The 24,727-nt window shown below is 71.1% G+C and carries 24 protein-coding genes and 1 riboswitch; of the genes, 19 read left to right on the forward strand and 5 right to left on the reverse strand.

The annotated features are described in order from the left end of the window. Positions 1-64 precede the first annotated feature (64 nt). Positions 65-152, forward strand: a riboswitch (cobalamin riboswitch). Between the two features lie 113 nt (positions 153-265). Genes ACXN5W_RS01730 through ACXN5W_RS01740 form a run of 3 tightly spaced genes read left to right on the forward strand, consistent with a single transcriptional unit; the run spans position 266 to position 3,095 of the window. Next, complete coding sequence (locus ACXN5W_RS01730; RefSeq protein ID WP_473156332.1) at positions 266-1,204, forward strand: ABC transporter substrate-binding protein; 939 nt, start codon at positions 266-268, stop codon at positions 1,202-1,204. After that, positions 1,201-2,256, forward strand: coding sequence for a FecCD family ABC transporter permease (locus tag ACXN5W_RS01735; protein ID WP_473156500.1), 1,056 nt, complete (start codon positions 1,201-1,203; stop codon positions 2,254-2,256). The genes ACXN5W_RS01730 and ACXN5W_RS01735 overlap by 4 nt, the downstream gene beginning before the upstream one ends. 47 nt (positions 2,257-2,303) lie before the next feature. Then, positions 2,304-3,095 carry an ABC transporter ATP-binding protein gene (locus ACXN5W_RS01740; RefSeq protein ID WP_473156501.1) on the forward strand — a complete coding sequence of 264 codons (792 nt, stop codon included), beginning with the start codon at positions 2,304-2,306 and terminating at the stop codon, positions 3,093-3,095. A 149-nt stretch (positions 3,096-3,244) separates the two neighbouring features. On the opposite strand, the gene ACXN5W_RS01745 is transcribed toward ACXN5W_RS01740, so the two are convergent. After that, positions 3,245-5,248, reverse strand: coding sequence for a HelD family protein (locus ACXN5W_RS01745; protein ID WP_473156333.1), 2,004 nt, complete (start codon positions 5,246-5,248; stop codon positions 3,245-3,247). Between the two features lie 276 nt (positions 5,249-5,524). On the opposite strand from ACXN5W_RS01745, the gene ACXN5W_RS01750 reads away from it, so the two are divergent. Further along, positions 5,525-6,082, forward strand: coding sequence for a Uma2 family endonuclease (locus ACXN5W_RS01750; protein WP_473156334.1), 558 nt, complete (start codon positions 5,525-5,527; stop codon positions 6,080-6,082). 102 nt (positions 6,083-6,184) lie between these two features. Here the strand turns inward: ACXN5W_RS01750 and ACXN5W_RS01755 are convergent, their stop codons facing one another. Further along, positions 6,185-6,997, reverse strand: a complete 813-nt coding sequence (locus tag ACXN5W_RS01755) for an ArsR/SmtB family transcription factor (protein WP_473156335.1) — start codon at positions 6,995-6,997, stop codon at positions 6,185-6,187. A gap of 268 nt (positions 6,998-7,265) precedes the next feature. Here ACXN5W_RS01755 and ACXN5W_RS01760 point away from each other — a divergent pair, with 268 nt between their 5' ends. Continuing rightward, on the forward strand, positions 7,266-8,861 hold the full coding sequence (locus ACXN5W_RS01760; protein WP_473156336.1) for a pectate lyase family protein: 1,596 nt from the start codon (positions 7,266-7,268) through the stop codon (positions 8,859-8,861). A 67-nt stretch (positions 8,862-8,928) separates the two neighbouring features. Here ACXN5W_RS01760 and ACXN5W_RS01765 read toward each other — a convergent pair whose 3' ends face one another. After that, complete coding sequence (locus tag ACXN5W_RS01765; RefSeq protein WP_473156337.1) at positions 8,929-10,707, reverse strand: hypothetical protein; 1,779 nt, start codon at positions 10,705-10,707, stop codon at positions 8,929-8,931. Between the two features lie 118 nt (positions 10,708-10,825). On the opposite strand from ACXN5W_RS01765, the gene ACXN5W_RS01770 reads away from it, so the two are divergent. The 3 genes from ACXN5W_RS01770 to ACXN5W_RS01780 all read left to right on the forward strand — a co-directional run bounded on the left by ACXN5W_RS01770 (position 10,826) and on the right by ACXN5W_RS01780 (position 12,855). Then, complete coding sequence (locus ACXN5W_RS01770) at positions 10,826-11,149, forward strand: hypothetical protein (RefSeq protein WP_473156338.1); 324 nt, start codon at positions 10,826-10,828, stop codon at positions 11,147-11,149. 156 nt (positions 11,150-11,305) lie between these two features. Further along, positions 11,306-12,157, forward strand: coding sequence for a menaquinone biosynthetic enzyme MqnA/MqnD family protein (locus ACXN5W_RS01775; protein WP_473156339.1), 852 nt, complete (start codon positions 11,306-11,308; stop codon positions 12,155-12,157). Between the two features lie 350 nt (positions 12,158-12,507). Further along, positions 12,508-12,855, forward strand: coding sequence for a hypothetical protein (locus ACXN5W_RS01780; RefSeq protein WP_473156340.1), 348 nt, complete (start codon positions 12,508-12,510; stop codon positions 12,853-12,855). A gap of 123 nt (positions 12,856-12,978) precedes the next feature. Here the strand turns inward: ACXN5W_RS01780 and ACXN5W_RS01785 are convergent, their stop codons facing one another. Continuing rightward, a complete protein-coding gene (locus ACXN5W_RS01785; RefSeq protein ID WP_473156341.1) occupies positions 12,979-13,929 on the reverse strand; it encodes a serine hydrolase in 951 nt (316 codons plus the stop codon). After that, positions 13,926-14,903, reverse strand: coding sequence for a hypothetical protein (locus tag ACXN5W_RS01790; RefSeq protein ID WP_473156342.1), 978 nt, complete (start codon positions 14,901-14,903; stop codon positions 13,926-13,928). Before ACXN5W_RS01790 ends, ACXN5W_RS01785 begins: the two co-directional genes overlap by 4 nt. Before the next feature lie 381 nt (positions 14,904-15,284). Here ACXN5W_RS01790 and paaA point away from each other — a divergent pair, with 381 nt between their 5' ends. The 11 genes from paaA to ACXN5W_RS01845 all read left to right on the forward strand — a co-directional run bounded on the left by paaA (position 15,285) and on the right by ACXN5W_RS01845 (position 24,692). After that, positions 15,285-16,400, forward strand: a complete 1,116-nt coding sequence (gene paaA / locus ACXN5W_RS01795; protein ID WP_473156343.1) for a 1,2-phenylacetyl-CoA epoxidase subunit PaaA — start codon at positions 15,285-15,287, stop codon at positions 16,398-16,400. Positions 16,401-16,458: 58 nt separating this feature from the next. Further along, positions 16,459-16,764: a 1,2-phenylacetyl-CoA epoxidase subunit PaaB gene (gene paaB, locus ACXN5W_RS01800; protein ID WP_473156344.1), complete on the forward strand. Its 306-nt coding sequence runs from the start codon at positions 16,459-16,461 to the stop codon at positions 16,762-16,764. Positions 16,765-16,892: 128 nt separating this feature from the next. After that, entirely contained in the window at positions 16,893-17,567 is a 675-nt protein-coding gene (gene paaC, locus ACXN5W_RS01805) for a 1,2-phenylacetyl-CoA epoxidase subunit PaaC (RefSeq protein WP_473156502.1), read from the forward strand. A gap of 5 nt (positions 17,568-17,572) precedes the next feature. Next, positions 17,573-18,091, forward strand: coding sequence for a 1,2-phenylacetyl-CoA epoxidase subunit PaaD (gene paaD / locus ACXN5W_RS01810; RefSeq protein WP_473156345.1), 519 nt, complete (start codon positions 17,573-17,575; stop codon positions 18,089-18,091). Then, positions 18,088-19,194, forward strand: a complete 1,107-nt coding sequence (gene paaE / locus ACXN5W_RS01815; protein ID WP_473156346.1) for a 1,2-phenylacetyl-CoA epoxidase subunit PaaE — start codon at positions 18,088-18,090, stop codon at positions 19,192-19,194. Before paaD ends, paaE begins: the two co-directional genes overlap by 4 nt. A 33-nt stretch (positions 19,195-19,227) precedes the next feature. Next, positions 19,228-19,506, forward strand: coding sequence for a type II toxin-antitoxin system Phd/YefM family antitoxin (locus ACXN5W_RS01820; protein WP_473156347.1), 279 nt, complete (start codon positions 19,228-19,230; stop codon positions 19,504-19,506). Positions 19,507-19,603: 97 nt separating this feature from the next. After that, positions 19,604-19,909 (forward strand): PIN domain-containing protein, encoded by a 306-nt coding sequence (locus tag ACXN5W_RS01825; protein WP_473156348.1) that lies wholly within the window; start codon positions 19,604-19,606, stop codon positions 19,907-19,909. 80 nt (positions 19,910-19,989) lie between these two features. Beyond that, positions 19,990-21,195 (forward strand): cyclic dehypoxanthinyl futalosine synthase, encoded by a 1,206-nt coding sequence (gene mqnC, locus ACXN5W_RS01830; RefSeq protein WP_473156349.1) that lies wholly within the window; start codon positions 19,990-19,992, stop codon positions 21,193-21,195. 590 nt (positions 21,196-21,785) lie between these two features. Then, complete coding sequence (locus tag ACXN5W_RS01835; protein ID WP_473156350.1) at positions 21,786-23,015, forward strand: COG1361 family protein; 1,230 nt, start codon at positions 21,786-21,788, stop codon at positions 23,013-23,015. A 445-nt stretch (positions 23,016-23,460) separates the two neighbouring features. Next, complete coding sequence (locus tag ACXN5W_RS01840) at positions 23,461-24,171, forward strand: demethylmenaquinone methyltransferase (RefSeq protein WP_473156351.1); 711 nt, start codon at positions 23,461-23,463, stop codon at positions 24,169-24,171. 302 nt (positions 24,172-24,473) lie between these two features. Then, positions 24,474-24,692, forward strand: a complete 219-nt coding sequence (locus ACXN5W_RS01845) for a hypothetical protein (protein WP_473156352.1) — start codon at positions 24,474-24,476, stop codon at positions 24,690-24,692. Positions 24,693-24,727: the final 35 nt, after the last annotated feature.

The raw sequence follows: 24,727 nt of genomic DNA on the forward strand, positions 1-24,727 counted from the left end.
GGTCGCCACCGTGCCGGCGGGCCGGTCAGGGGCGGTGCGCTACGGTTCTAGCGACCGCGACACAGCGAAGCCGGTGCGAAACCGGCGCTGTCCCGCAACTGTGATGCCCGCTCGACGCCGCTCGGCGCCGGAGTCGGAACGAGCCAGATCGCCTGCGTCGTGGTCGCGAACCAGCGCTCTCGAGGAAGGGCGCCTCGCGGACGGGACGATCCCCCGGATCGCCCCTGTCGGCGAAGCACCGGCTCCTCGACCGACAGGAGGATCCATGCGCAGCCGTACCCCCGCGTTTCTCGTCGCCCTGGTCGTCGCCGCGACCGTCGCCGTCGCTGGTTGCGGCGACTCCGACGGCGGCGCCGGACCGACGGCGTCGAGCAGCGCGCCCGCGGCCTTTCCGGTCACCGTGGGCCGGCTGACCCTCGCCGAACAGCCCCACAAGATCGTGTCGCTGTCGCCGACCGCGACCGAGATGCTCTTCGCCATCGGCGCCGGCCAGCAGGTCACGGCCGTGGACGACAACTCGAACTACCCGCCCGAGGCGCCCAAAAGCAAGCTGTCGAGCTACCAGCCGAACGCCGAGGCGATCGCCGGCAAGGCCCCCGACCTCGTCGTCATCTCGAACGACATCGACAACGTGGCCGCGCAGCTGGGCAAGCTGAAGATCCCGGTGTACCTGGCGTCCGCGGCCACCAGCCTCGACGACACCTACCGGCAACTGAACGACCTCGGCCGGCTCACCGGGCACGTTGACGAGGCCGCCGACGTGGTGACCCGGATGACGAGCGACATCGCCAAGATCGTCAAGGACGTCCCGCCGGCCGGTGGGAAGAAGTTGACCTACTACTACGAGCTGGACCCGAACTACTACTCGGTGACCGGTAAGACCTTCATCGGCTCGCTGCTGACGATGCTTGGCGTGACCAGCGTCGCGGACTCCGCCGACAAGGACGGCAAGGCCGGCGGCTATCCGCAGCTCTCGCCCGAGGTGGTCATCGACGCCGGACCGGATCTGGTCTTCCTGGCCGACGTCAAGTGCTGCCAGCAGACCCCGGCGAAGGTCCGTGGCCGCGCCGGCTGGGGTGGAATCCCCGCGGTCAAGCACGGCGGCGTGGTCGCGCTGGACGACGACATCGCCTCCCGCTGGGGTCCGCGTACCGTCGATCTGGTTCGGGCGATGGCGAACGCGGTCGCCAAGGCACGGTCCTGACCGGACCCACCCCGGCCCGGCTGCGACCGTGGACCATCGGGCTGGGCATCGCCGCCGTGCTCGTCGCGCTCGTCACGGGCGTCGCGCTCGGTCCGGTACGCCTGCCGCCCGGTGGCGTCGCGGTGGAACTGCTGGACCTCATCCCCGGGGTACGCCTGCACAGCGGGTTGACGGTCCAGCAGGCCGCCATCGTCACCGAGCTGCGACTACCCCGCGCGGTGCTCGGCCTGCTCGTCGGGGCCATGCTCGCGCTGGCCGGCGGGGCGTACCAGGGGGTGTTCCGCAACCCGCTCGCCGATCCGTACCTGCTGGGGGTGGCCGCCGGAGCGGGCCTGGCGGTCACCGCGGTGGTGGCCTTCCGCTCCACCTCGGGGGACGCCACCGCCGGCCTGCCGCTCACGGTGCCGGTGGCCGCGTTCGTCGGCGCCCTCGGCGCGGTGCTGCTGACCTATCTGGTCGGGGCGTCCGGGGGGCAGAACCGCTCGCCGGCCACGCTGATCCTGGCCGGTGTCGCGGTCTCGGCGTTCCTCACCGCCGGACAGACCTACCTGCTGCAACGCAACACCGAAACGATCCGCGAGGTCTACGCCTGGCTCGGCGGTCGGCTCAGCACCGCCACCTGGCATGACGTGCTGCTGATGCTGCCGTACGCGGCGCTGACCACGACCGTCGTGCTGCTGCACCGGCGCGAGCTGGACGTGCTCTCGGTGGGCGACGACGAGGCCCGTGGACTGGGCCTGCACCCGCAGCGGTCCCGGTACCTGCTGCTCGCCGCCGCCGCGCTCGGCACCGCCGCCGCCGTCTCGGTCTCCGGTCTGATCGGCTTCGTCGGGATCGTCGTGCCGCACGCCGTCCGGCTGCTCTTCGGTACGACGTACCGGGTGATCCTGCCGCTGTCGATGCTGTTCGGCGCCGCCTTCCTGGCGCTCACCGACGTCGCGGCCCGGACCGTGGCGGCGCCCAACGAGGTCCCGATCAGCGTGCTGACCGCGCTGGTCGGCGCGCCGTTCTTCATCGTGGTGCTGCGAACCAGCCGCCGGGTGACCGGATGAGCGCGGCGGGCGCGGCGGGTGACGGGATGAGCGCGCCGGGTGACGGGATGGACGCGGCCGGCGGTTCCGGTCCCGCCGTCGAGGTGGCGGACCTGCGGGTCGCCCTCGACGGCACGCCGATCCTGGCCGGGGTGGACCTGCGCGTCGAGGCCGGCGAGTGGGTCACGGTGATCGGACCGAACGGCGCCGGCAAGTCGACCCTGCTGCGCGCCGTCGGCGGGCTGCTGCCGGCGACCGGGTCGATCACCCTGTTCGGTACGCCGAGCGCCGGACTGCGCCGCCGGGACCGGGCCCGGACCGTGGCCACCGTCGCGCAGTCCCCGGTGGTTCCGCCCGGGATGGCGGTGCTCGACTACGTGTTGCTCGGGCGGACGCCGCACATGCCGCCGCTGGGCCGGGAGTCGGCCGCCGACCTCGTCGTGGTGCGTGACGTACTCGACCGGCTGGACCTGGCCGGCTTCGCCAGCCGACCGTTGGAGACCCTCTCCGGCGGGGAACGGCAGCGGGTGTTCCTGGCCCGCGCGCTCGCCCAGGGCGCCCCGCTGCTGCTGCTCGACGAGCCGACCAGCGCGCTCGACATCGGGCACCAGCAGGAGGTGCTGGAGCTGGTGGACCGGCTGCGCCGGGAGAGCGGGCTGACCGTACTGGCCACCATGCACGATCTCTCGGCGGCCGGTGAGTACGCCGACCGGCTGGTGCTGCTGGCCGAGGGCCGGGTGGTCGCCGAGGGTGTCCCCGGGGACGTGCTCACCGCGGATCTGCTGGCCCGGCACTACCGGGCCCGGGTGCGGATCGTCCCCGGCGAGCACGGCCCGCTCGTGGTCCCGGTCCGGCCCTGAGACCGCCGGTCCGGCCGGCGGCCGGACGACGCCGGCTGGTTCGGACGAGAGCCGACCGACGACCGGATCGGTCGGCCCCGTCGGCCGGATCGGCCGGCCCCGTCACTCGGACCGGCCGGCCCCGTCAGCCGGGCCGGCCGGTGGTCGGGTCAGCGCAGTGGCTCGGGCAGCGGCTCGGCGTGTACCACCGACAGCCCGGACACCGCCCGGGTCAGCACCACGTAGAGCCGGTGCAGCCCGCGCGGCTCGGCCGCCACGATCTCGGCCGGCTCCACGACCACGACGTGGTCGTACTCCAGGCCCTTCACCACGCTGGCCGGCACCACGGTGACCCGCTCGGCCGCCGCCACCTCCTCGGCGGTCGAGGCCGCGATGCCCGCGTCGACCAGGACCTGGCGTACCTCCGGACACCGGGCGTCCGCGGCGATCACCGCGACCGAACCCTCGTGGGCCAGCGCCGCCCGCACCTGGGCCACCGTCGTGCCCGGCACGTCCGAGCTGGTGACGATGTCCAGCGCGCCGTCGCTACGCAGTGACCGGGCCGCCGGTACGTCCACCGCGAGCGCCGGCAGCAACCGGTTCGCGAAGGCCACCACGGCGGCCGGTACCCGGAAGCCGACGGTCAGCGGCACCACCGTCGCCCCGGGTTTGCCGAGGTGGGCGAGGGTGCTCGGCCAGTCCGTGGCGGCCCACGGCGCAGTGCCCTGGGCGAGGTCCCCGAGCAGGGTGATCGAGGCGTGCTCGCTGCGCCGGGCGATGGCGCGGCACTGCATCGGGGACAGGTCCTGCGCCTCGTCCACCACCACGTGCCCGAAGCTGGGCAGCCGGTCGACGAGCCCGGCGGCCTCGTCGATCAGGATGGCGTCCGCCGCCGACCAGCGGGTCGCCTTCGCGGTACGGGCCGGCTTGGCCCAGCACAGCCGGGCCTGCTCCTCGGGGCTGAGCAGCCCGTCGGCGGCGGCGGCCAACCTCGCCGGGTCGGCCAGCAGTTCGAAGACCAGGCCCTCGGGGGTGACCGCCGGCCAGGCCGCGTCGAGGAAGTCCGTCACCGGTCGGGATCTGCCCATCCGGCGCAGCCAGGCGTCGCTCGGCGACTCCGCGCGGCGTGCCTCGGCCTGCCGTTGCAGCAGGCTGACCACGCGGGCCCGGACCCGTTCCCGACCGATGCCGTACGGCAGTCCATCCCGACGGGCCTCGTCCACCACCCGGCGCAGCACGTCCGGCCCGAGCCGCCACCGGTACGACCCGTCCGAGACGGTGATCGCCTCCTCGGGTTTGCGGATCCGGGCGTGCAGGGCGCGGCGCAGCACCTCGGCCATCCGGGGATCGTGCTTGACCGTGGCCGTCGCCGGGTCGTCGACGGCCCGCACGGGTACCCGGGCGACCAGGTCCTCGACGGTCGACTGCGCCACCTCCACCTCGCCGAGTGCCGGCAGCACCCCGGCGATGTACGACAGGAAGGCCCGGTTCGGCCCGACGACCAGCACTCCCGAGCGGCGCAGCCGGTCGCGGTGCAGATAGAGCAGGAAGGCGGCCCGGTGCAGGCCGACGGCCGTCTTGCCGGTGCCGGGCGCACCCTGCACGCAGACCGAGATCTCCAGGTCGGCCCGGACCAGCTCGTCCTGCTCGGGCTGGATGGTGGCGACGATGTCGCGCATCGGCCCGACGCGGGGGCGCTCGATCTCGGCGGTCAGGATCCGGCTGGTGGTGCCCAGTTCCTCGCCCCGGTCGAGGTGCTCGTCCTCGAACGAGGTGATCTCGCCCTGCTGGAAGCCGAACCGCCGGCGGGTGACGACACCCTGCGGGTCCTTCACGCTGGCCCGGTAGAACGCCCGGGAGACCGGCGCCCGCCAGTCCAGCACGAGCGGCTCGCCGAGGTCGTCGGTGACGTGCCGTCGACCGATGTGGTGCGGGGCGTCGGCGAAGGTGAGCTTGCCGAAGAAGAGCGGCGTGTTCGGGTCGTCGGCCAGTTCGGCGACCCGCCGGGCCAGGTGCCGGCCGAGCTGTTCGGCGGTGTACGCGTCGCCGGCCACCTTGTCGCCGGTGGAGTACAGCGCCTCGGCGCGGTCCCGCATCCGGCGCAGGGCGGCCCGGGAGACGGCCAGATGTTCCCGTTCGATGGCGAGGTCGGTATCGAGGTCGGTGGCGGGCACCTTGACTCCCATCGGGGTTCGCGGACCGTTCGGAGACGCCCGGGAGGCTTTCCGACGGTCGCGCCGTGCTGCTCGCTCGCGTTTCCGGGGGCGGATGGCCGGCCGCCCGGCGCGGGGACGTCCGCTGCGGTGCGTGTTCACCTCGGCCGTCAAGCGGCCAACCAGAGTACGCGCCGTCCGCGCTGGTCTCCAGCGAATTTCGGCGGAGGCCGCTGGAGCTGGCCCCTCCGGGCTGACTACTGGCTGTGGCACTATCGATCCGGAGGTGATCCGTCGATGAGCGTGGCCCTGCTCGAGCATGTGGGTCCCTGGACCGAGGACGAGTTCTTCGCGCTCGGTGAGACTCCCAACCGGATAGAGCTGTTCGATGGGAGCCTGTTGGTGAGCCCGGCACCGACCACATGTCACCAGCACATCTCCCGCCGGCTGGCCAACCTGGTCGACGCGCCGGCCGACGCGGCCGGTTTCTGGGTCTACGAGGCGGTTAATGTCCGCTTGGCGAGTGGGCGGATCTTCATCCCCGATCTGGTTGTCACGCCCGTCGAGAACGTGACAACCATCGACGCGACCGATGTGGCGCTGGTGGGTGAGGTCGTTTCGCCGGGAAACGCGGGTGCCGACCGGTTGTTGAAGATGCAGCTGTACGCCGCCGCGCGGATCGAATGGTATCTGTTGGTTGAGTCCGAAAAGCTGGATTCCGTGGCCCTGCGACTGCTGCGCCTGGCGGGCCAGCACTACGTCGAGCAGGCGGTCGCCAACGACCATGAGACGCTGATCGCCGATGGTCCGTTCGCCATCGAGATTGACACCCGCGCCCTGCTCCGACGTCGATGACCCGCCCGCGTCGTAGCGTGGGTCCCGGACTGCCGGAACCTGGGATGTCGCAGTCTGGGCCGATCTTTGCCTGGCGGCCACCGGGACCGTCCGGGGGCGCGCTCAGTCCGCGTGCGGCTCGGGCAACGGTTCACCGGTCTCCAGCAGCGTCTTGAGGCTGGCGAGCAGGTGCGGCCAGCCCTGACTGATCATTCCGCGTAGCGCCCCGTCGGGCTCCAGTCCGTCGTGTACGACCGTCAGCCTCACCATCGGCCCGTTGGGTTCAAGCTCGAACGAGACCCGCGACCTGCCCTCGGCGGCCAACCGTTCGCGCAGATCGGTCTCGATGCCGTGCGCGGTTGCCCACTCCGCCGTGAAGGTGTGCCAGGTGTAGACCAGCCGGCGGTACGGGTCGGCCTCCAGGATGACCTGGGCGGGGTCCTCGGTGCGCGTGCCGTTCTCTGTCCAGCTCATGGGCGAGCCCTTCTGCCAGTCGGTCTCGAAGGTCACCCCCCAGTAGCGGCGGGTGAAGGCGGGCTCGGTCAACGCCTGCCACAGCCGTTCGGGCGTGGTCCTGATGTAGGTGGTGTAGACGAAGGGTCGGTCCGCTGTCGGTTCGTTGTTCCGCATCGGTTCCTCCAGTGCTCGTTTGAGATCGGCGAGCGCACCCGCCCGCTCCCGGTCGTACCGGCTGATCCAGCGTTCGGCGATGGCGTTGATCGGTGCGGCGTTGAGGTGGTGCAGCTTCTCCCGACCGCGCCACATCGTGGTGACCAGGCCGGCCTGTTCCAGCACGGCCAGGTGCTTGCTGACCGACTGCCGGGCCATGGCCAGCTCACCGCACAGCTCGCGCAGGGTCTGCCCGTTGCGCCGATTGAGGCTGTCCAGCAGCCGGCGTCGCCCGGGGTCGGCCAGGGCCCGAAACACCGCGTCCATTCATCCGCTCCTGACATGCAGTCACTTGGCTGCACAACTTAGGCAGCCGCATGGCTGCATGTCAAGCAGCGCGGCTGCAACAAACCTGCACGCGCCGGCTATTGAGTATGGGAAAGCGCTTTCTTATGCTGACGCACATCAATATTTCGGCTTGGTTACCCGGTGCGTTCGATCCGGGTACCGGCCGATCCCCGGCGATGGGGTCATGTCCGGCGATGGGTTCGGGCTCGGAGGTTGACCCGGATGCGGCGATGAAGGTGAGGCGAGGATGAGACGACCAGTCGTACGACGACTTCAGGCGACGCTCGCGACGGCGGCCATGGGGGCGGCGGCCGTGATGGCCCTGCCGTTGTCCCAGGCGTCGGCGGCGACCGGCGGGGTGACCGGCTACGCCACCCTCAACGGCGGCACCACCGGGGGCGCGGGCGGGCAGACGGTCCGCACCACCACCGGAACCGCCATCCACACGGCCCTGTGCAACCGGGCGAGCAGCAGCACCCCGATAACCATCCAGGTCGAGGGGACCATCACCCTCGGCAACACCACCCAGGTGTCGGGCGGCAGCTGCAACACCGCCGCCGACAAGATCGAGCTCAAGGAGGTCAGCAACGTCACGATCGTCGGGGTGGGCGGTGGCGCGGTCTTCGACCAGATCGGCATCCACCTGCGCAGCGCCTCGAACATCATCATCCAGAACGTGACCGTCCAGAACGTCAAGAAGTCGAACGGTCCCACCTCCAACGGCGGCGACGCCATCGGGATGGAGAGCGACGTCCACAACGTCTGGGTCGACCACGACACGCTGTTCGCCTCGGGCGGCGAGGACCAGGGGTACGACTCGCTCGTCGACATGAAGGCCGGCACCAACTACGTGACGGTGTCGTACACCACCCTCCGTAACTCCGGGCGTGGTGGCCTGGTCGGGTCGAGCGACAGCGATCTCGGCAACGGCCCCGTGACCTTCCACCACAACCTGTACGAGAACATCGACTCCCGCACCCCGCTGCTGCGCGGCGCGACCGCCCACATCTACAACAACTACTACCTGCACCTCAACGAGTCCGGCATCAACCCCCGGGCCGGCGGCAAGGCCCGGGTGGACAACAACTACTTCAAGGACTCCAGGGACGTACTCGGGACCTTCTACACCGATCTGATGGGTTCCTGGCAGGTCAACGGCAACATCTTCGACAACGTGACCTGGTCGGCTCCGGGCAGCGAGAACCACCCGGCCGGTCCCAACCCGACGTCCAACACCTCGATCAGTATCCCGTACGCCTACCAGCTCGACGCGGCCAGCTGCGTACCCTCAGTGGTCGCCAACACGGCCGGCGCCAACAAGGGCCTGCGGATCTCGGACGGCAACTGCACACCGCAGTCACCGTCACCGACCGGCCCGTCGCCGACCTCCGGGCCCACCTCGTCGCCCACCTCGGGGCCCACCTCCTCGCCCAGCTCGGGGCCGACCGGTCCGACGCCGACGCCGAGTCAGCCGAGCGGGACCAACCTCAGCATCGGGGCCGGGGCCGACGGCTCCAGCAAGGCGAGCGGGACCAGCTACGGCAACGTGGTCGACGGCAATCTCGGCACGTACTGGTCGCCGACCGGTTCGACCGGCACCATCTCGGTCAAGTGGGACTCGGCGACGACGGTCGGCAGGATCAACATCCGGGAGGCGTCGGGCGCCGTCGGCTACATCAGGTCCTGGCGGGTGGTCAACAACGACACCGGCGCCGTCCTGGCCACGGGCGGCGGAGCCGGCTCGATCAGCTTCGCCCGTACCTCGCTCAAGAAGATCAACTTTGTGATCACCGCCGCGAGCGGCATCCCACGGGTCGCGGAATTCGAGACGTACGCCGGGTGACTTCCAGATCTTGGACGCAAACCGTTCGGAGCGAACGGTTTGCGTCCAAGATCTACCCGCGCACCTGTCAGCGGGGCGCGGGGGGCAGGAGTAGCGCGGTCAGGCGGTCTAGGGCGTAGCGGAAGCGGCGGAAATAGGTGGCCCGGCTCAGGTGCAACCGGTGCGCGATGATCTCGTGGCCGCCGGCGCCGCGCAGGTAGTACTCCGAGAGGATGCGGCCGGCCTCGGCGTCGGCGGGTACCGGTGAATCGGCGAGCGCGCTGACCGCGTCCCGCAGCAGGCCGGCGAGCGCGGGACCCGAACCGGCTCCGGTCCAGGCCACCAGCGGGGAGCGGGCGAGCGCGTCGGGGGAGCGGATGCCGGTCAGCGCGTCGCGTACCGCCCGCGCGGCCGGGGCCGCCGTGCCGCCGCGCTGCATCCGCCGTAGCCAGCCCAGCAGGTTGTCGGACCGGAAGGTGCGGGTCAGCACGGCGTTGGCGCGACCGCACCGGTACAGGTCGTCCCGGGTCTCGCCGAGACGGCGCAGGCCGAACCGGTCGGACAGCTGCTGGTACGGCAACCACGGGGTGGAGACGACCAGCCGCCCCGAGCGCAGCCCCTCGATCAGGATGTCGTGGACCAGTACCGGCTGGAGCCGTTCGGTGCCCGGCCGCATGGCCATCATCCCGACCACCACCCCGCCGTCGGGTGGCAGGTCGGCGGAGTGTTGCTGGAGGAGCTGGTCCAGTACCGGAAGCCCGGGGTCGAGCGGGCTGATGTTGACCATGCCGAGCGGCTCGTCGCCCGGGTCCACCAGGAGCCGGAACCCGTGCGCGGATCCGGACAGCCAGAGCTGCGCCATCCGTTCCGCCCGGGCCCGGGACAATCCCTCGCCGTCCGCCCACCGGCGGATCAACCGCCCGATGTGGTCGGCGTCGGCCGGTTCCGCGTCGCGGACCCGGACGTGCCCGGACGGTTCGGCGAACAGGTCGGCGCGGACCCGGGGCGGGGCCGACAGGTTCAGGATCTGGCTGGCCAGCCGCCCCCGCAGTGGCACCGCCGCGCCGCCCGCGAGCTGAGCCGAACGGTACGCGCTGGTCCGGGCGGCCAGCGCCGTCCGGCTCACCGGGTGCCGCCAGCGGTGCGCCAGGTCGAGCACCGTCCGGTACGGCTCGCTGACGGTCAGGCCGTGTACGTCGGGGCGGACGATGCTCAACTCGCTGAGCCAGTCGAAGGTGCCGGTGGACGCGGCGACCAGCTGACCGAGCAGATCGTTGTCGGCGCCGTCCACGGTGGCCAGCACCGACACGGCGGCCGGTATCCGCCGGGGCACCTCGGTGCGTACCCGACGCAGGATCTCGGCCGCGGCGGCGTGGGCCAGGGCGCCGTCGCTCAGGTCGCCACCGTCGCGGCGGAGCAGCCGGCAGACCGCCGAGGCGATCAGCGGGATCCCGCCGGAGAGCCGGAGTACCCGGGTCAGGTCGGGTTCCCGGCGTACCCCGTACCCGTGTGCCAGTGTCACGAGGTCCGGGCGGGACCACGGTCCCAGCGGGATCTCGGTGACCTCGCTGCCGGCCCATTCCGGGAAGCTGACCAGCGGGCGGCGCCCCGCCACCAACATCGGCCGGGTCGGGCTCTCCCGGCGGAGCCGCCAGGCCGACCGCGCCTGCCGGGCGCCGTCCACCCCGTCCACCAGCGGCACCGCTGGCAGCCCGACGTGCCGTAGCCGGGTCAGGCCGGCCCGCGCCACCGTGCTCTTGCCGGTGCCGAGCGCGCCGACGAGCTGGACCACCGGGGATCCGCCGCCCCGCAGCGCGGTCGCGACCCGCCGGGCGTTCGTCTCCAACATGGACGGTGGGGCGGTCACGCGCCGCAACGTATCGAATTCGCCCGACCATGGCCATCAGTGAGACGGATGTGAGACCTCAGCATCCATGGATCCCGATATTTTCCTGGTGTTCCGCGCATCACCGAGGAGGTAACTCATGTCTCTGGCCCGCAAACTCCGGATCGGCGCACTGCTCACGCTGGCGTCCGGCGCCACCCTGGTCGCACTCGGCGCGCAACCCGCGTCTGCGGCCCCGACCAGCTGCACGTACGGCTGGAACCTGTCGCTGAACCAGGAGAGCGCGACCTGCACCGACCTGGTCCAGGAGAACTGGTACCTGCGGCTGACCTGCGAGCGGCTCGGCGGCGGTCACGTCCTCTACGCCAACGGCTCGCTGGTCTACGGCCCGGGCCGGGGAACCTCAATCGCCCGCTGCCCGAGCAACACCGAAATCGGCGACTCCACCCTGGTCATCCTCTAATCTCTCTTTTGCGTTGATCGAGGCGTTCGGGTCATCGGAAGCGCTTCCCGGTGACCCGAACGCCTCGATCAACGCCGGAGGGTGGGGGCGGGTGTGAGGCGGGGCGCAATCCGATGCCCCCGCCGACCGCGCGTCCAGTATGCGGGATACGGTCGGATGGTGACCGAGCTGCGCCGACCCCGGGTGGGGCACATCCAGTTCCTGAACTGCCTGCCGATCTACTGGGGGCTGATGCGGTCCGGCGCGCTCATCGACGTCGATCTGCACAAGGACACCCCCGAGCGGCTCAGTCAGGCGCTCGTCGACGGCGACCTGGACATCGGCCCGATCTCCCTGGTCGAATACCTCCGCAGCGCCGACGAACTGCTCCTGCTGCCCGACCTGGCGGTCGGCAGCGACGGCCCGGTGCTGTCGGTGAACCTCGTCTCCACCCGCCCGCCGGCGGAGCTGGACGGCGCCAAGGTCGCGCTCGGCTCCACCTCCCGGACGGGGGTGCTGCTCGCCCAGATGCTGCTGGCCGAGCGGTACGGCGTCCATCCCGAGTACTTCCGCTGCCCGCCCGAGCTGAGTCAGATGCTGCTGGAGGCGGACGCGGGCGTGTTGATCGGGGACGTCGCGCTACGGGCCCTGTACGAGGCACCCGACCGGGGACTCACGGTCACCGACCTGGGTCAGGCCTGGCGAGACTGGACCGGGCTGCCGATGGTCTTCGCGGTCTGGGCCGTCCGCCGGGACTTCGCGGCGGCGCACCCGGGCCGGGTCAAGGAGATGCACGAGGCGTTCCTGCGCTCCCGTGACCTGTGCCTCGCCGAACTGGACGAGGTCGCCGAGGCGGGCGCCCGGTGGGAGCCGTTCGACCCGGCCACCCTGGCCAACTACTTCCGTACCCTCGACTTCTCCCTCGGCGACCGGCAGGTGGCCGGGCTGCGGGAGTTCGCCCGGCGGGCGGCGGCCCTCGGCGCGGCGCCAGGGCTCCCCGCCGACGGCCCGGCCTTCTTCGCGGCCTGACGCCGGGGCCGGGAGCAGTGGGTACGGGCGGCGGCCTCTCGACGCTGGCCTGGCTGCTTCTATATGAGCCTCCACGGCCGCCGCCATGATCCTGTGACTGCGTTTGGTGAGGGCTTCCGCAATCTGTCTTCACACACAGCGACCAGTGCTGCACAGCGGCCTGAGTCGTGGTCCAGCAAGGCGCACTTCCAGGTTGAAGTTGCAGCTGAAGCGCTAATCCGTCGTTCCTTCTTTGGCCAGCAAGGTTCGATCTGGAGAATGTCGACCGCGCGGTCGCATGCCTCAATGGCTGGCTTATCGATCTGTGTGTCTAGACTGACCTGATCGAAGCGCCGCCTGAGGAGGATCCGATGGTTGACTTGCTGAACTCGGGTATCAGGCTGCTCGTCCCCCTCATTCTGTTGGCAGGGTTGATATTCGGACTAGCTCGCCTGCGGGGAGTTCTCGGCGGTCTGACGGTATTTGGCTTCGGTCTGCTGCTGCTCACGCAACTCGCGGCCGCCGTCTGGGCCTTTGGTCTTGGTGATTGGCTGGCTCGCGAGCATCCACATTCCTACCCCGGCGTGCAGGAGTGGTTTTTTCGCATTGGTCTCGTGCTTTCTCTGACGGGAGTGTTCTTCCTGGTTCTGGCTGGGGCCGAAGCTGCTCGTCGCGCTGTGCTGAGGTGGCGTGGGAAGGTGGTGTCGCTGGACGAATAGCAGGTGGCTTTTGATTATCGATCATGTGTACAGCTACAGATCTGTGTAATCGTGTCTCGCGACTGGCTGCGGTAGAACTGAGACGCCGTCGTGGGCTGTGGGTTCACACACCGCGACGGCGCCTCACTTGGCGGCGGCGATCAACTGCTTTCCGACGCTCTCGCAGATGTTGGCCCCGTACGTGTAGTCGAGGTTGATCGGATAGCGGGCCATCACGCCCACCGTCCAGCCGTCGCCGATGGCCAGACAGCTCACGTGGTACTCCTGGGCCGCCTGCCGGTCCACCCAGCCGTTCTTGATGGCGATCTGCTTCTGCTCGCTGGTCGGGAACGCCTTGCGGACCCCGAAGTCCCCGGTGCCCCGGACGTGGCGCATCTCGTTCAGCAGGTAGCTGGTCCACTTGGGGCCGGCGGCCCGGCCGTCCGCGATGCAGGCGCCCAGCCGGGTGATGTCCCGGGGGGAGAGCCGGGTGTTGCTCCACAGGTTCTTGTAGCCGCTGCTGTCGGTGAGCTTGCAGGTGTTGATCAACCGGGTGATCGCTGGGGCGCCGCCGATGGCGAGCCAGAGGCTCTGCGCGGCCTCGTTGTCGCTGTCCCGGATCATCGTGCTGACCTGGTCCATCCGGGCCTGGCTCGGGGTGACGCCCTGTTCCGCCGAACGGCGCAGGAAGTCGGCGGCGATCCAGGACTTGATCAGCGATGCCGTGGTGTTGGTCTCGCCGAGGTTCTTCGATCCGTAGATCTTGCCGGTCCGGGTGTCCTGCATGGCCCACGACCACCAGCCGGTGGCGTCGATCCGCACGTTGGCCGGGGCGATGTCCAGCGGCGGCAGCGGCGACGCGGAGTCGCCGTCGGGCCGGCCAGACCGACTGACCGAGTTGTTCCGGGCGGGTCCGGACGGAGCGGAGCTGGCGCTGTTGTCCCCCCAGCGGGCCGCGGTCTTGGAGACGAACGGCGAGCCGGGGATGAACCGCAACCCGGCCAGGACCGCGACCAGCAGCACCACGGCGACGAGTACGAGCCGTAGTGTCGTGCGCTCTCCGGGGCGGCGTCGGTTGCCGCGGTAGTCGCTCATCCGATACTCGCCAACGGCAGCGGTACGTCGAGCGCGGCGCCCGGCTGCGGGGTGACCAGTTGGCTGGTGACGCTGGCGCAGACGCTCGCGCCGTACTGGAGGCTGATCTTGGCCGGGTAGCGCATCATCACCGCGAGCGACCACTTGTCGGTCACGGCGAGGCAGTTCAGGTGCCACAGACGATCCGCGTTGATCTGCGTCCAGCCGTTCTTGATGTGTACCGGACCCTGGCTGGAGATCGACTTCGGCAGGCCGTCGACGATCCCCCAGTGCCCACCGCCGTGCCTCTCGAACTGGTCCTTCGGCGCGGTGGTGCCACGTACCTTGGTCATCTGGGTCAGCACCCACTCGGTCCACTTGGGTCCGGCGGCCTTGCCGCTGGCCACGCAGTCGCCCATCCGCACCGCGTCCCGGGGTGACATCCGGGTGTAGCTCCACCACACCAGATGGCGAGGGTCAGTCGGCGGGATCACCGGCCGGGTCTCGGTGAGCCCGCACGTGCTGACCAGGCGGTTGATCACCGAAGCGTTGCCGCCGCCGGCCCGGTAGAGCCGCTGCGCCGAGTCGTCGTTGCTGTCCCGGATCGCCAACTCGGCGTCCTTCAACAACGATGCCGAGGGCTTCCTGCTGCCGAGCCGGCGGAAGTAGTCCGAGGCCAACCAGATCTTGATCATCGACTCGGTGGAGTTGGTCGCCGTCATGTTGGTCGATCCGGAGATCTTGCCGGTCTGCCGGTCCATGATCGCCCAGGACAGGAACGGGCCCTTGAAGCCGGCCACCGTCACCGGCGCGTACGCCAGGGTGGGCGGTGGCGGAGCGGTGGGTGCCGGAACCTTCGGCTTGGCGTTGCCGGCCAGGCTGATCCCGAGTGGGCTGCCGCCGCCGCTGAACGCCGCGTACGCGGCCGGAACCAGCAGGACACCGCCGAGGACGATCGTCACGATGGCGAGCACCATGATCACGCGAGGGCGCATGAGTGGTGAGACTCCGGGGATAGGGCCCAGGGGGACTGGACGGTTTGGGCTGGACGCTGACCGTCGGTCCGGCGGGGGGATGCGGCCGGTCCGCCGGGTCATCGGTGTCCGGCGCTGCGGTGGCCGGCTGACCGACCCGGGCAATTCTAGGCGCTGAATCGCTGGACACCAGAGTTCGATACCGGTGAGTCGTGACCGATCCGGGGGAAACCACATCAATTGGCACGAAACCCCGAGCTGTTCAGCACTGAATGTGAGCGACGTCTCGACGCTGGATGACCCCGTGACTGCCCGGAACCACCCGGACACCCGGCGTGTCATTCGCGCTATTTGTGTGACAGCGGCCTAGCGGCATCACGTCATGCCTGTAACACTGAACGGGTGTACGGCAACGACTTCCCCCCGCCCGAGGCGGCGCCCTCCGGGGCGCTGCTCGATCAGGTCGAGGCCGCCGAGGCCGAGTTGCGGGCCGCGGCGGACCGCGGCCGGCACGGCGCGGACGATGCCGCCCCGCAGGCGTACTTCGAGTCGGTGATCGCGGCCGACCAGAAGATCGAGCCGCGCGACTGGATGCCCGAGGACTACCGCCGGTCGCTGATCCGGCAGATCGCCCAACACGCGCATTCGGAGATCATCGGGATGCAGCCCGAGGGCAACTGGATCACCCGGGCGCCGTCGCTCAAGCGCAAGGCCATCCTGCTGGCCAAGGTGCAGGACGAGGCCGGGCACGGTCTCTACCTCTACGCCGCCGCCGAGACGCTGGGTGTCGACCGCGCCGAGCTGGTCGACCTGCTGCTGTCCGGCCGGCAGAAGTACAGCTCGATCTTCAACTACCCGACGCTCACCTGGGCCGACGTCGGGGCCATCGGCTGGCTCGTGGACGGCGCCGCGATCGTCAACCAGGTCCCGCTGTGCCGCTGCTCGTACGGCCCGTACGCCCGCGCGATGATCCGGGTCTGCAAGGAGGAGTCGTTCCACCAGCGGCAGGGCTACGAGATCCTGCACACGCTGGCGCACGGCACCGAGGGGCAGCGGGCGATGGCCCAGGACGCGGTGGACCGCTGGTGGTACCCGTCGCTGGCGATGTTCGGCCCGCCGGACGCCGACTCCACCCACTCCGCCCGGTCCATGGCCTGGAAGATCAAGCGGTTCTCCAACGACGAGCTGCGGCAGCGGTTCGTGGACATGTGCGTGCAGCAGGTCGAGCACCTCGGCCTGCGGCTTCCCGACCCGGACCTGCGGTGGAACGAGGAGCGGCAGGCGCACGACTACACCCAGCCGGACTACGACGAGCTGCTGCGGGTGATCTCCGGCGCCGGTCCGTGCAACCGGCAACGGATGGAGCACCGCCGCCGGGCCCACACCGACGGCGCCTGGGTACGGGAAGCCGCCGTCGCGCACGCGACCAAGCGCGCGCAACGGGCCCGGCGAAACGAAGAACAGCGGGACGAGGACCAGCGGAACGAAGAGCAGCGGAAGGAATCGGTCCCGGCGTGAGCGCGAGGAGTGAGCCGGTTTTGCGAGCCCCGCAGTCGCGAACGGAAGAGAGCCCGGCATGAGTGAACAGGCAAGCGGGGGACGGGCCGGCTGGCCGCTCTGGGAGGTCTTCGTGCGGGCTCGGCGCGGGCTGTCACACAGCCACGTCGGCAGCCTGCACGCACCCGACGCGGAGTTGGCCCTGCGCAACGCCCGGGACCTCTACACCCGCCGTCAGGAGGGGGTGTCGATCTGGGTGGTGCCGGCCGCTTCGATCACCGCGTCCAGTCCGGACGAGAAGGACGCCTTCTTCGACCCGGCCGCCGACAAGGTCTACCGGCATCCGACCTTCTACGAGGTCCCGGACGGGGTGGCACACCTGTGACCGCGCCGGACACCGCGACCAGCCCGGACCGGGTCGGCCCGACCGACACCGACGAAGGCGCCGTGGGCGACGCGATCGCCCGGCCGAGCGTGGACTACCTGCTCGGGCTCGGCGACGATGCGCTGATCATGGCGCAGCGGCTCGGTGAGTGGGCGGCCGGCGCGCCCGAGATGGAAGAGGACGTCGCGCTGGCCAACATCGCGTTGGACCAGCTCGGCGCGGCCCGCCTGCTGCTGACGTACGCGGCCGAACTGGAGGGCGCCGGCCGGGACGAGGACGCGCTGGCCTTCCTGCGCGACGACCGGCAGTTCCGCAACTGCCTGCTGGTCGAACTGCCCAACGGGGACTTCGGGCAGACCATCGCGAAGCTGCTGATCCTGTCGGCGTACCAGGTCCCGCTCTACAGGGCGCTGAGCCGGTGCGGCGACGAACGGTTGGCGGCCATCGCGGCCAAGGCCCACAAGGAGTCGGCGTACCACCTGGACCACAGCTCGCTGTGGACGGTCCGGCTCGGCGACGGCACCACCGAGTCGCACCGGCGCATGCAGGCCGCGATCGACGCGGTGTGGCCGTACCGTGGGGAGCTGTTCAGCCCGGACCCGGCGGCGCCGGTCGACCCGGCGACCCTGCGGGCCGAGTTCGACGCCACGGTCGACGCGGTGCTGGCCGAGGCGACCCTCCAGCGCCCCGGGGATGACTGGGCCCCGGCCGGCGGCCGGGACGGCCTGCACACCGAGCACCTGTCGTACCTGCTCGCGGAGATGCAGGTGGTGCACCGCGCCCATCCCGGGGCCCGGTGGTGAGCACGGTGACCTCCGCCACCGCTGGCGAGCGGACGCGGCGGGCCCCGGACCGGGCCTGGACCGTCGCCGCCACGGTGGTCGACCCGGAGATCCGCGCCGTCACCATCGAGGAACTGGGCATCCTGCGGGAGGTGGCCGAGGACCCGGAGACCGGTCGGGTGGTCGTGACCATCACCCCGACCTACACCGGTTGCCCGGCCATGGACGTCATCCGGGCCGACATCCGGGCCGCGCTCGCCGCGGCCGGGTATCCCGACGCGGAGGTACGCACCGACTACGCGCCGGCCTGGAGCACGGACTGGATCTCGGAGGCCGGCCGCGCGAAGCTCGCCGCCGCCGGGATCGCACCGCCCGGCCCGGCCCGGTGGCCCGGCCCGGTGCCGCTGACCCTGGCCACCACCCGCTGCCCGCGCTGCGACTCCCCGGACACCGAGCAACTGAGCCGGTTCGGCTCCACCGCCTGCAAGTCGCTGTGGCGTTGCCGCGCCTGCCGCGAGCCGTTCGACCACCTGAAGGCGCTGTGACTGTCACCATCACCCGGCCGGTGCGCCGCCGGCCGGTCTTCCACCCGCTGCCGGTCGACTCGGTCGACCGGCTCACCGAAGACTCGGTGGCGATCACCTTCGCCGTGCCGGCCGAACTGCGGGAGACCTTCGCGTTCCGGGCCGGCCAGCACCTCACGGTGCGGCTGATCGACCCGGACGGCACCGACGCGCGGCGGTCCTACTCGATCTGTTCGACCCCCGCCGAACTGGCCGAACATGGCCGGCTGCGGATCGGCGTCAAGGAGATCCCCGGCGGGGTCTTCTCCGGGTACGCCTGCGCGGCGCTGCGCGCCGGCGACGCGGTCGAGGTGCTGCCACCGCTGGGCCAGTTCGGCACGGCCTTCGACCCGGCGCGGGTCCGGCACTACGGAGCGGTGGTCGCCGGGTCGGGCGTCACGCCGGTGCTCGCGCTGGTCGCTACCGCGCTGGCCGCCGAACCGGCCAGCAGCTTCACCCTGGTGTACGGCAACCGGTACGCGCGCAGCGTGATGTTCGCCGAGGAACTGGCCGACCTGAAGGACCGGTACCCGGCCCGGCTGCACCTGATCCACGTGCTGTCCCGGGAGCCGGGCGAGTCGCCGCTGCTGTCCGGGCGGGTGGACGCCGACCGGTTGGGCCGGCTGCTGGAGACGGTCGTACCGGCCGACGACATCGACGAGTGGTTCCTGTGCGGGCCGTACGGGATGGTCACCGACGCTCAGGCGGTGCTGGCCGGACGCGGCGTGGCCCGGGAAGCGATCCACACCGAGCTGTTCCACGTCGACGAGCCCCCCGCGCCGCCCCGCCGGGCCGAGGACACCGCGGCCGGCAGCGAGGTCACCATCCTGCTGGACGGCCGGGCGTCGAGCTTCCGGATGACCCGGGACGAGCGGGTGCTGGACGCGGCGCTGAAGGTGCGCGGCGAGCTGCCGTACGCCTGCAAGGGCGGGGTCTGCTCGACCTGCAAGGCCAAGGTCGTCGACGGCGCGGTGACGATGGCCCGCAACTACGCGCTGGAGCCGGACGAGATCGCCGCCGGGTATGTCCTGACCTGTCAGTCCAGCCCGGTCACCGACACCCTCGCCGTCGACTACGACGCGTGACAGTGTAGTACGTGTTGTTCTACAACTGTTCCGGTGGAGCAGGTCGCGGTTCGAGAGCTGAATCAGCACACCAGTCGGGTGCTGGCCCGGGTACGGGCCGGAGAAACGGTTGAGGTGACCGACCGGGGTGAGCCGATCGCCCGGCTCGTACCGGTGGTCCCGGGCGACTCGCTGCTGGACCGGCTGGTGCGGGCGGGCCAGGCCACCGGCCCTACCTCCTCAGGGTCCATTCCGCTTCCTCCGGTGCTGGGCGATCCCGCGCTCGACGTGGCGGCGGCCTTCGCCGAGTCCCGCGACGAGGAGCGTTGGTGATCTATCTCGACTCGGCGGCCATCATCAAGCTGCTCCGCCGCGAGTCCGCCACGGACGAACTGGTCAGTTGGCTCAACTCCCAGCCCGGCAGGTCCCTGTGGCATCGGCCCTGGTCGAAGTGGAGGTGCCCCGCGCGCTGCGCCGGTCGGCGCCGCAGGCGCTGGTTGGAGTGCCAGCCGTACTGTCCCGGCTGTACCGGGTCGAGATCGACAGCGTTGTCCGGACCACCGCGGCGGCCTATTCCGAATCGATGCTGCGCGGCCTCGACGCGATCCATCTCGCCACCGCGCAGATCCTGGCCGGTCAGACGTCCGACTTCGCGGCCTTCGTGACATACGACCGGCGGTTGCTGGACGCGGCGAAGGCCGTCGGGCTTCCGGTGGCAAGCCCCGGAGCTGACTGAACCAGCGGGACGTGTGGGATGGACCGCAGCGGATCCGGGCGACCGGGCCGGCCGGCGAGGACCGACGTAGGCTCGCAGATGTGACGGTGAGCCGGGAGATCGACGACATCCTGCAGCGCGGTGCGGACGGCGGGCGGATCACGCCCGAGGAGGCGCTGCTGCTCTACACCGACGCCCCGTTCCACGGGCTGGGCGAGGCGGCCGACGCGGTGCGCCGGCGGCGCTATCCGGACGGCATCGTCACGTACATCATCGACCGCAACATCAACTACACGAACGTCTGCGTGACGGCGTGCAAGTTCTGTGCCTTCTTCCGGGCGCCGAAGCACCGGGAGGGCTGGACCCACCCGACCGAGGAGATCCTGCGGCGCTGCGCCGAGGCCGTGGACCTCGGCGCCACCCAGGTCATGCTCCAGGGCGGCCACCACCCCGACTACGGCGTCGAGTACTACGAGGAGCTGTTCTCCTCGGTCAAGCGGGCGTACCCGCAGCTCGTCATCCACTCCATCGGCCCGAGCGAGATCCTGCACATGGCGAAGGTCTCCGGGGTGTCGCTGGCGGAGGCGATCACCCGGATCCACACCGCCGGGCTCGACTCGATCGCGGGGGCCGGCGCCGAGATGCTGCCCGAACGGCCCCGCAAGGCGATCGCCCCGCTCAAGGAGTCCGGCGAGCGCTGGTGCGAGGTGATGGCGCTGGCACACAAGCTCGGCGTCGAGTCCACCGCCACGATGATGATGGGCACCGGCGAGACCAACGCCGAGCGGATCGAACACCTGCGGATGATCCGCGACGTGCAGGACCAGGCCGACGCCGGTGGGTACGGCGGGTTCCGGTCCTTCATCCCGTGGACGTACCAGCCGGAGAACAACCACCTCAAGGGCCGCACCCAGGCGACCAGCGTGGAATATCTGCGGCTGATCGCCGTGGCCCGGCTGTTCTTCCCGACGATCCCGCACCTGCAGGCGTCCTGGCTGACCACCGGCAAGGAGGTCGGGCAGCTCGCCCTGCACATGGGGGTGGACGACCTGGGCTCGATCATGCTGGAGGAGAACGTGATCTCCTCGGCCGGTGCCCGGCACCGGTCCAACCTGCACGAGCTGATCGACATGATCCGTTCGGCGGGTCGGATCCCGGCCCAGCGGGACACCCTCTACCGGCACATGCGGGTCCACTGGACCCCGGCCGACGACCCGACCGACGACCGGGTCGTGTCGCACTTCTCCTCGATCGCGCTGCCGGGTGGTGGGGTCGGCCGCCGGCTACCGCTGGTCGAGGCGAACTGACCCGATCTGCTCCCGCCGGACCCGGCGGGCATACGGCGATCGGTCCGGGTGACCTGCCTGGCCGCCGTGCGGCGATCGGGCGGGTGAGCTGCCCTGCCGCCGTGCGGCGATCGGGCGGGTGAGCTGCCCGGCCGCCGTGCGGAATGCCGCGGGTGAGCGCCGACACTGACCGATTGGGGCACGGGATGGGCCGGAATCGGTAACGATCCGGCGCGGATGCTGGCAGCCTGGCTCCGCGGTGGCTAACGTGCGGCGCGCGTACCTGTTTCGGCAGCTGACGCCAGCCGCGACAAACGGTGAGACCAGGCGCGTCCTCCATCGGCCCGCGGGGCCGTCCATATAGAGCCGACGGGCGGGATGGGTGACCATCCCGCCCGCGGTGCGTCTCGGGCCGGTGTCCGGGGACCGGTGCCGGCGACCCGTCGACCGGATCCGGTGTCGCCGGGGGTGCCCACCAGCCGTTCGGTGGAGATCGCCTCGACGGAGCGGCGTAAACCGGGTGTTGGCGTATGTCGGGGCTGGTCCCCGTGGCTGCCCTCCGATACGGTGCGGTGCGCTTCCCCTTCAGCCCGCCCATCCCCGAGGGATCGATGACAATCCGTAGTTCCTCGCGCCCGGCCCAGCTCGCCGCGGCGGCCCTGCTCGCGACCGGTGCGCTGGCGGTGCTCGGCACCCCGGCGTACGCCTCCGACCAGGCCGATCTCGCGCTGGTGCCGTCCAGCACCCAGATCGCCAAGAGCAAGGAAACGGCGGTCATCAAGCCGTTCAAGGTCACCGTCGTCAACCAGGGCCCGTCGACCGCGAAGGACGTCACGGTCACCATCGACTACCGGCAGCTCGACACCCGGCGGGTCGCCTGGCTGCCGCTGGACGACTGCGCGCAGAAGTCGCGCAAGATCTACGTCTGCCGCCTCGGGCAGCTTCCGCTGGCCGACGGCCAGGATGACATCCCGGCCGGCGCCCGGACCGAGTTCGGGCTGCCGATCTGGAGCGTCGGCCCCAAGGGCGACGCCGCGACGTTCAGCGTCTCCGTCACGTCGGCCACCGCCGACCCGGCGACCGCGGACAACACGGTCGAGGTGCCGGTGCGGGTGGTCGGACGTGGGTACGACCTCACGACCTGGGCCAATGACGTACACGTGCCGGTGGCCGCCGGGAGCGCGGCCCCGGGACCGGTGCCGCTGGAATGGCTCGTCTACAACGCCGGCAGCAGGCGCGCGGTCGGTCTCACGTACGTGCTGAATCTGCCGGCGGGCGCGCACTTCGCGGCGGTGCCAGACCGGTGTACGAAGCAGCCAGGCGTCCTGGACGTCTACTACTGCACGGCTCCCGGCCAGGCGCTGCGGCCCGGTGAGGTGTACACCGCACCGGTGACCGTGACCGTCGATCCGGGCACCACTGTCAAGCTGCCCGACCCGGGCCAGGTCGCCGCCGAGGCGATGGACGACGTCGCGGACGCCACGCCACTCGCCGCCGGTCAGCGGCACGGCAAGCAGGCCACTCCGGAACAGCGACGACAGCTCACGGACGTCGACGACGCCGACAACATCGCCAACTTCGACATCTTCGGTGAACTGGTCACCGCGTCGCCCTCTCCCTCGGACAGCTCCTCGCCCGGCCCGTCGGGCGATCCCTCGCCGGCACCGTCGGGCGGTACCGCGCCGGGTGCCGGAGGCGGGCTGCCGGTGACGGGCGTACAGGTCGGCCTCATCGTGGGCCTGGGCGTCGTCGTGCTCGGCCTGGGTGCCCTGCTGTTCGTGCTGTCGCGCCGCCGCAGGGTCGTGCTGGTGTCGCCGGACGACGAGCGCCCGCAGGGCTGAGCAGGGCAGGCTGACGCGGCCGGGGTTCGTATCGGCTGGGCTGTTCGCGCCAGCCGGGCCGTTTCGCGTGGACGCCTTCGTGTTGCGCGCCGACGAACGACCCGCCGCGCTGGCGGCAGCCCGGCTGTCCGTAGCGGATCAGCAGGGTCCGATGGGCGCCAGCGGCTCCCGGCGGCCAGTTGCCCGTTGCGGTCCGGTGCCGGCGATTCCGGCGACGGCGATCCGGCTGCTGGCGGTCCGGTGCCGCGGTCCGGTCCTGTCGGTCCGTTGCCGGCGGTCCGTTGCCGGCGGTCCGGTTGCTGGCCGGTCCGGTCCCGGGCGCTCTGGCTGCCGTAGGGCGCGGTGGATTGGGCGTGGATGTTAAGCGGGGGCCCTTGCTATACCGAAAGCGATAAGCGGGGGCCCTTCCTTTCGACCAGGTCGGTGGCTGGCAGAGTGGGGAGCCGTGAAGCGTGCATCCGCCGGGGCGCGGGCCAGCCTGGACAAACAGCCGCACGAGGTCGCCGCGATGTTCGACGGCGTCGCCTCGCGGTACGACCTGACCAACACCGTCATGACGGCCGGCCGGGACCGGGCCTGGCGCCGGGCCACCCGGGCGGCGCTGGGCCTGCGTCCCGGCGAACTGGTCCTCGACGTGGGCGCCGGGACCGGCGTGTCCACCGCCGAGCTGGCCCGGTCCGGGGCGTACGTCGTGGGTGCCGACCTGTCGCTCGGGATGTTGGCGGCCGGCAAACGAGTCCGGCCCGGCGTACCGCTGCTGGCCGGCGACGCGCTGCGGCTGCCGTTCCCGGATGCCACCTTCGACGCGGTGACCATCTCCTTCGCGTTGCGCAACGTGGTGGACACCGGGGCGGCGTTGCGGGAGTTCGCCCGGGTCACCCGGCCGGGCGGCCGGCTGGTGGTGTGCGAGTTGAGTCATCCGGTCAACCCGGTCTTCCGGACCGCGTACCTGTCGTACCTGATGCGCTGGTTGCCGACCGCGGCCGGGATCGTGTCGAGCAATCCGGACGCCTACGTGTACCTGATCGAGTCGATCCGGGCCTGGCCGGATCAGGCGTCGCTGGCCGCCCGCATCCAGGCCGCCGGCTGGGGCCAGGTGGCGTGGCGGAACCTCACCGGCGGACTCGCCGCCCTACACCGCGCCACCCGCCACTGACCCGCCACCCACCCGCCTCCACCCACCCACCCACCCCGCTGTCCCACCCCCCGGCCCCAGGCCCACCCACCCCGCCCATCCCGCCGGGCCCTCCGGGCCCGCCGGGCCAACCCACCCCGCCAATCCCGCCGGGCCCGCCTGTCCCGCCGGGCCCGCCCAAAACGAGATCTTGGAATTCCACTACCCCCAGCGCGGTAGTGGGATTCCAAGATCTCGTTCGGGGGTGGGATGAGTTGGATCGGGGTGTGCCTTTGCTGGGTGGTTTTGGCGATTTTGGTGGTTTACCCACGTAGGCTGCCGGCATGACGGAGTCGGATCGGGTGGACGGTCAGCCGTCCGCCGGGAACGACGCGGCGGATCTGGCCGCGCAGCTGCGGGACCTCGCCGGCTCCGATCCGGACGCGGTGCAGCAGGTGGTGGCCGAGGTGCTCGCCGCGCTCGACCGGGCCAGTGGAGGCGCGTTGCGCGACCAGCTACCCGGCGCGCTGAACCGGCCCAGCGGACCCCCCGAGCCGGGCTGACGGCGCGCTGATCCGGCCCAGCGGACCCCCCGAGC

This window comes from Plantactinospora sp. A48, assembly GCF_055793945.1.

Excerpts from the sequence above, each read along its gene's own strand:
- ACXN5W_RS01730 (WP_473156332.1), top strand. The coding sequence starts at position 266 with ATGCGCAGCCGTACCCCCGCGTTTCTCGTCGCCCTGGTCGTCGCCGCG.
- ACXN5W_RS01740 (WP_473156501.1), top strand. The coding sequence starts at position 2,304 with ATGGACGCGGCCGGCGGTTCCGGTCCCGCCGTCGAGGTGGCGGACCTG.
- ACXN5W_RS01750 (WP_473156334.1), top strand. The coding sequence starts at position 5,525 with ATGAGCGTGGCCCTGCTCGAGCATGTGGGTCCCTGGACCGAGGACGAG.
- ACXN5W_RS01755 (WP_473156335.1), bottom strand. The coding sequence starts at position 6,997 with ATGGACGCGGTGTTTCGGGCCCTGGCCGACCCCGGGCGACGCCGGCTG.
- ACXN5W_RS01760 (WP_473156336.1), top strand. The coding sequence starts at position 7,266 with ATGAGACGACCAGTCGTACGACGACTTCAGGCGACGCTCGCGACGGCG.
- ACXN5W_RS01770 (WP_473156338.1), top strand. The coding sequence starts at position 10,826 with ATGTCTCTGGCCCGCAAACTCCGGATCGGCGCACTGCTCACGCTGGCG.
- ACXN5W_RS01775 (WP_473156339.1), top strand. The coding sequence starts at position 11,306 with ATGGTGACCGAGCTGCGCCGACCCCGGGTGGGGCACATCCAGTTCCTG.
- ACXN5W_RS01780 (WP_473156340.1), top strand. The coding sequence starts at position 12,508 with ATGGTTGACTTGCTGAACTCGGGTATCAGGCTGCTCGTCCCCCTCATT.
- ACXN5W_RS01785 (WP_473156341.1), bottom strand. The coding sequence starts at position 13,929 with ATGAGCGACTACCGCGGCAACCGACGCCGCCCCGGAGAGCGCACGACA.
- ACXN5W_RS01790 (WP_473156342.1), bottom strand. The coding sequence starts at position 14,903 with ATGCGCCCTCGCGTGATCATGGTGCTCGCCATCGTGACGATCGTCCTC.
- paaB (WP_473156344.1), top strand. The coding sequence starts at position 16,459 with ATGAGTGAACAGGCAAGCGGGGGACGGGCCGGCTGGCCGCTCTGGGAG.
- paaC (WP_473156502.1), top strand. The coding sequence starts at position 16,893 with ATGGCGCAGCGGCTCGGTGAGTGGGCGGCCGGCGCGCCCGAGATGGAA.
- ACXN5W_RS01835 (WP_473156350.1), top strand. The coding sequence starts at position 21,786 with ATGACAATCCGTAGTTCCTCGCGCCCGGCCCAGCTCGCCGCGGCGGCC.
- ACXN5W_RS01845 (WP_473156352.1), top strand. The coding sequence starts at position 24,474 with ATGACGGAGTCGGATCGGGTGGACGGTCAGCCGTCCGCCGGGAACGAC.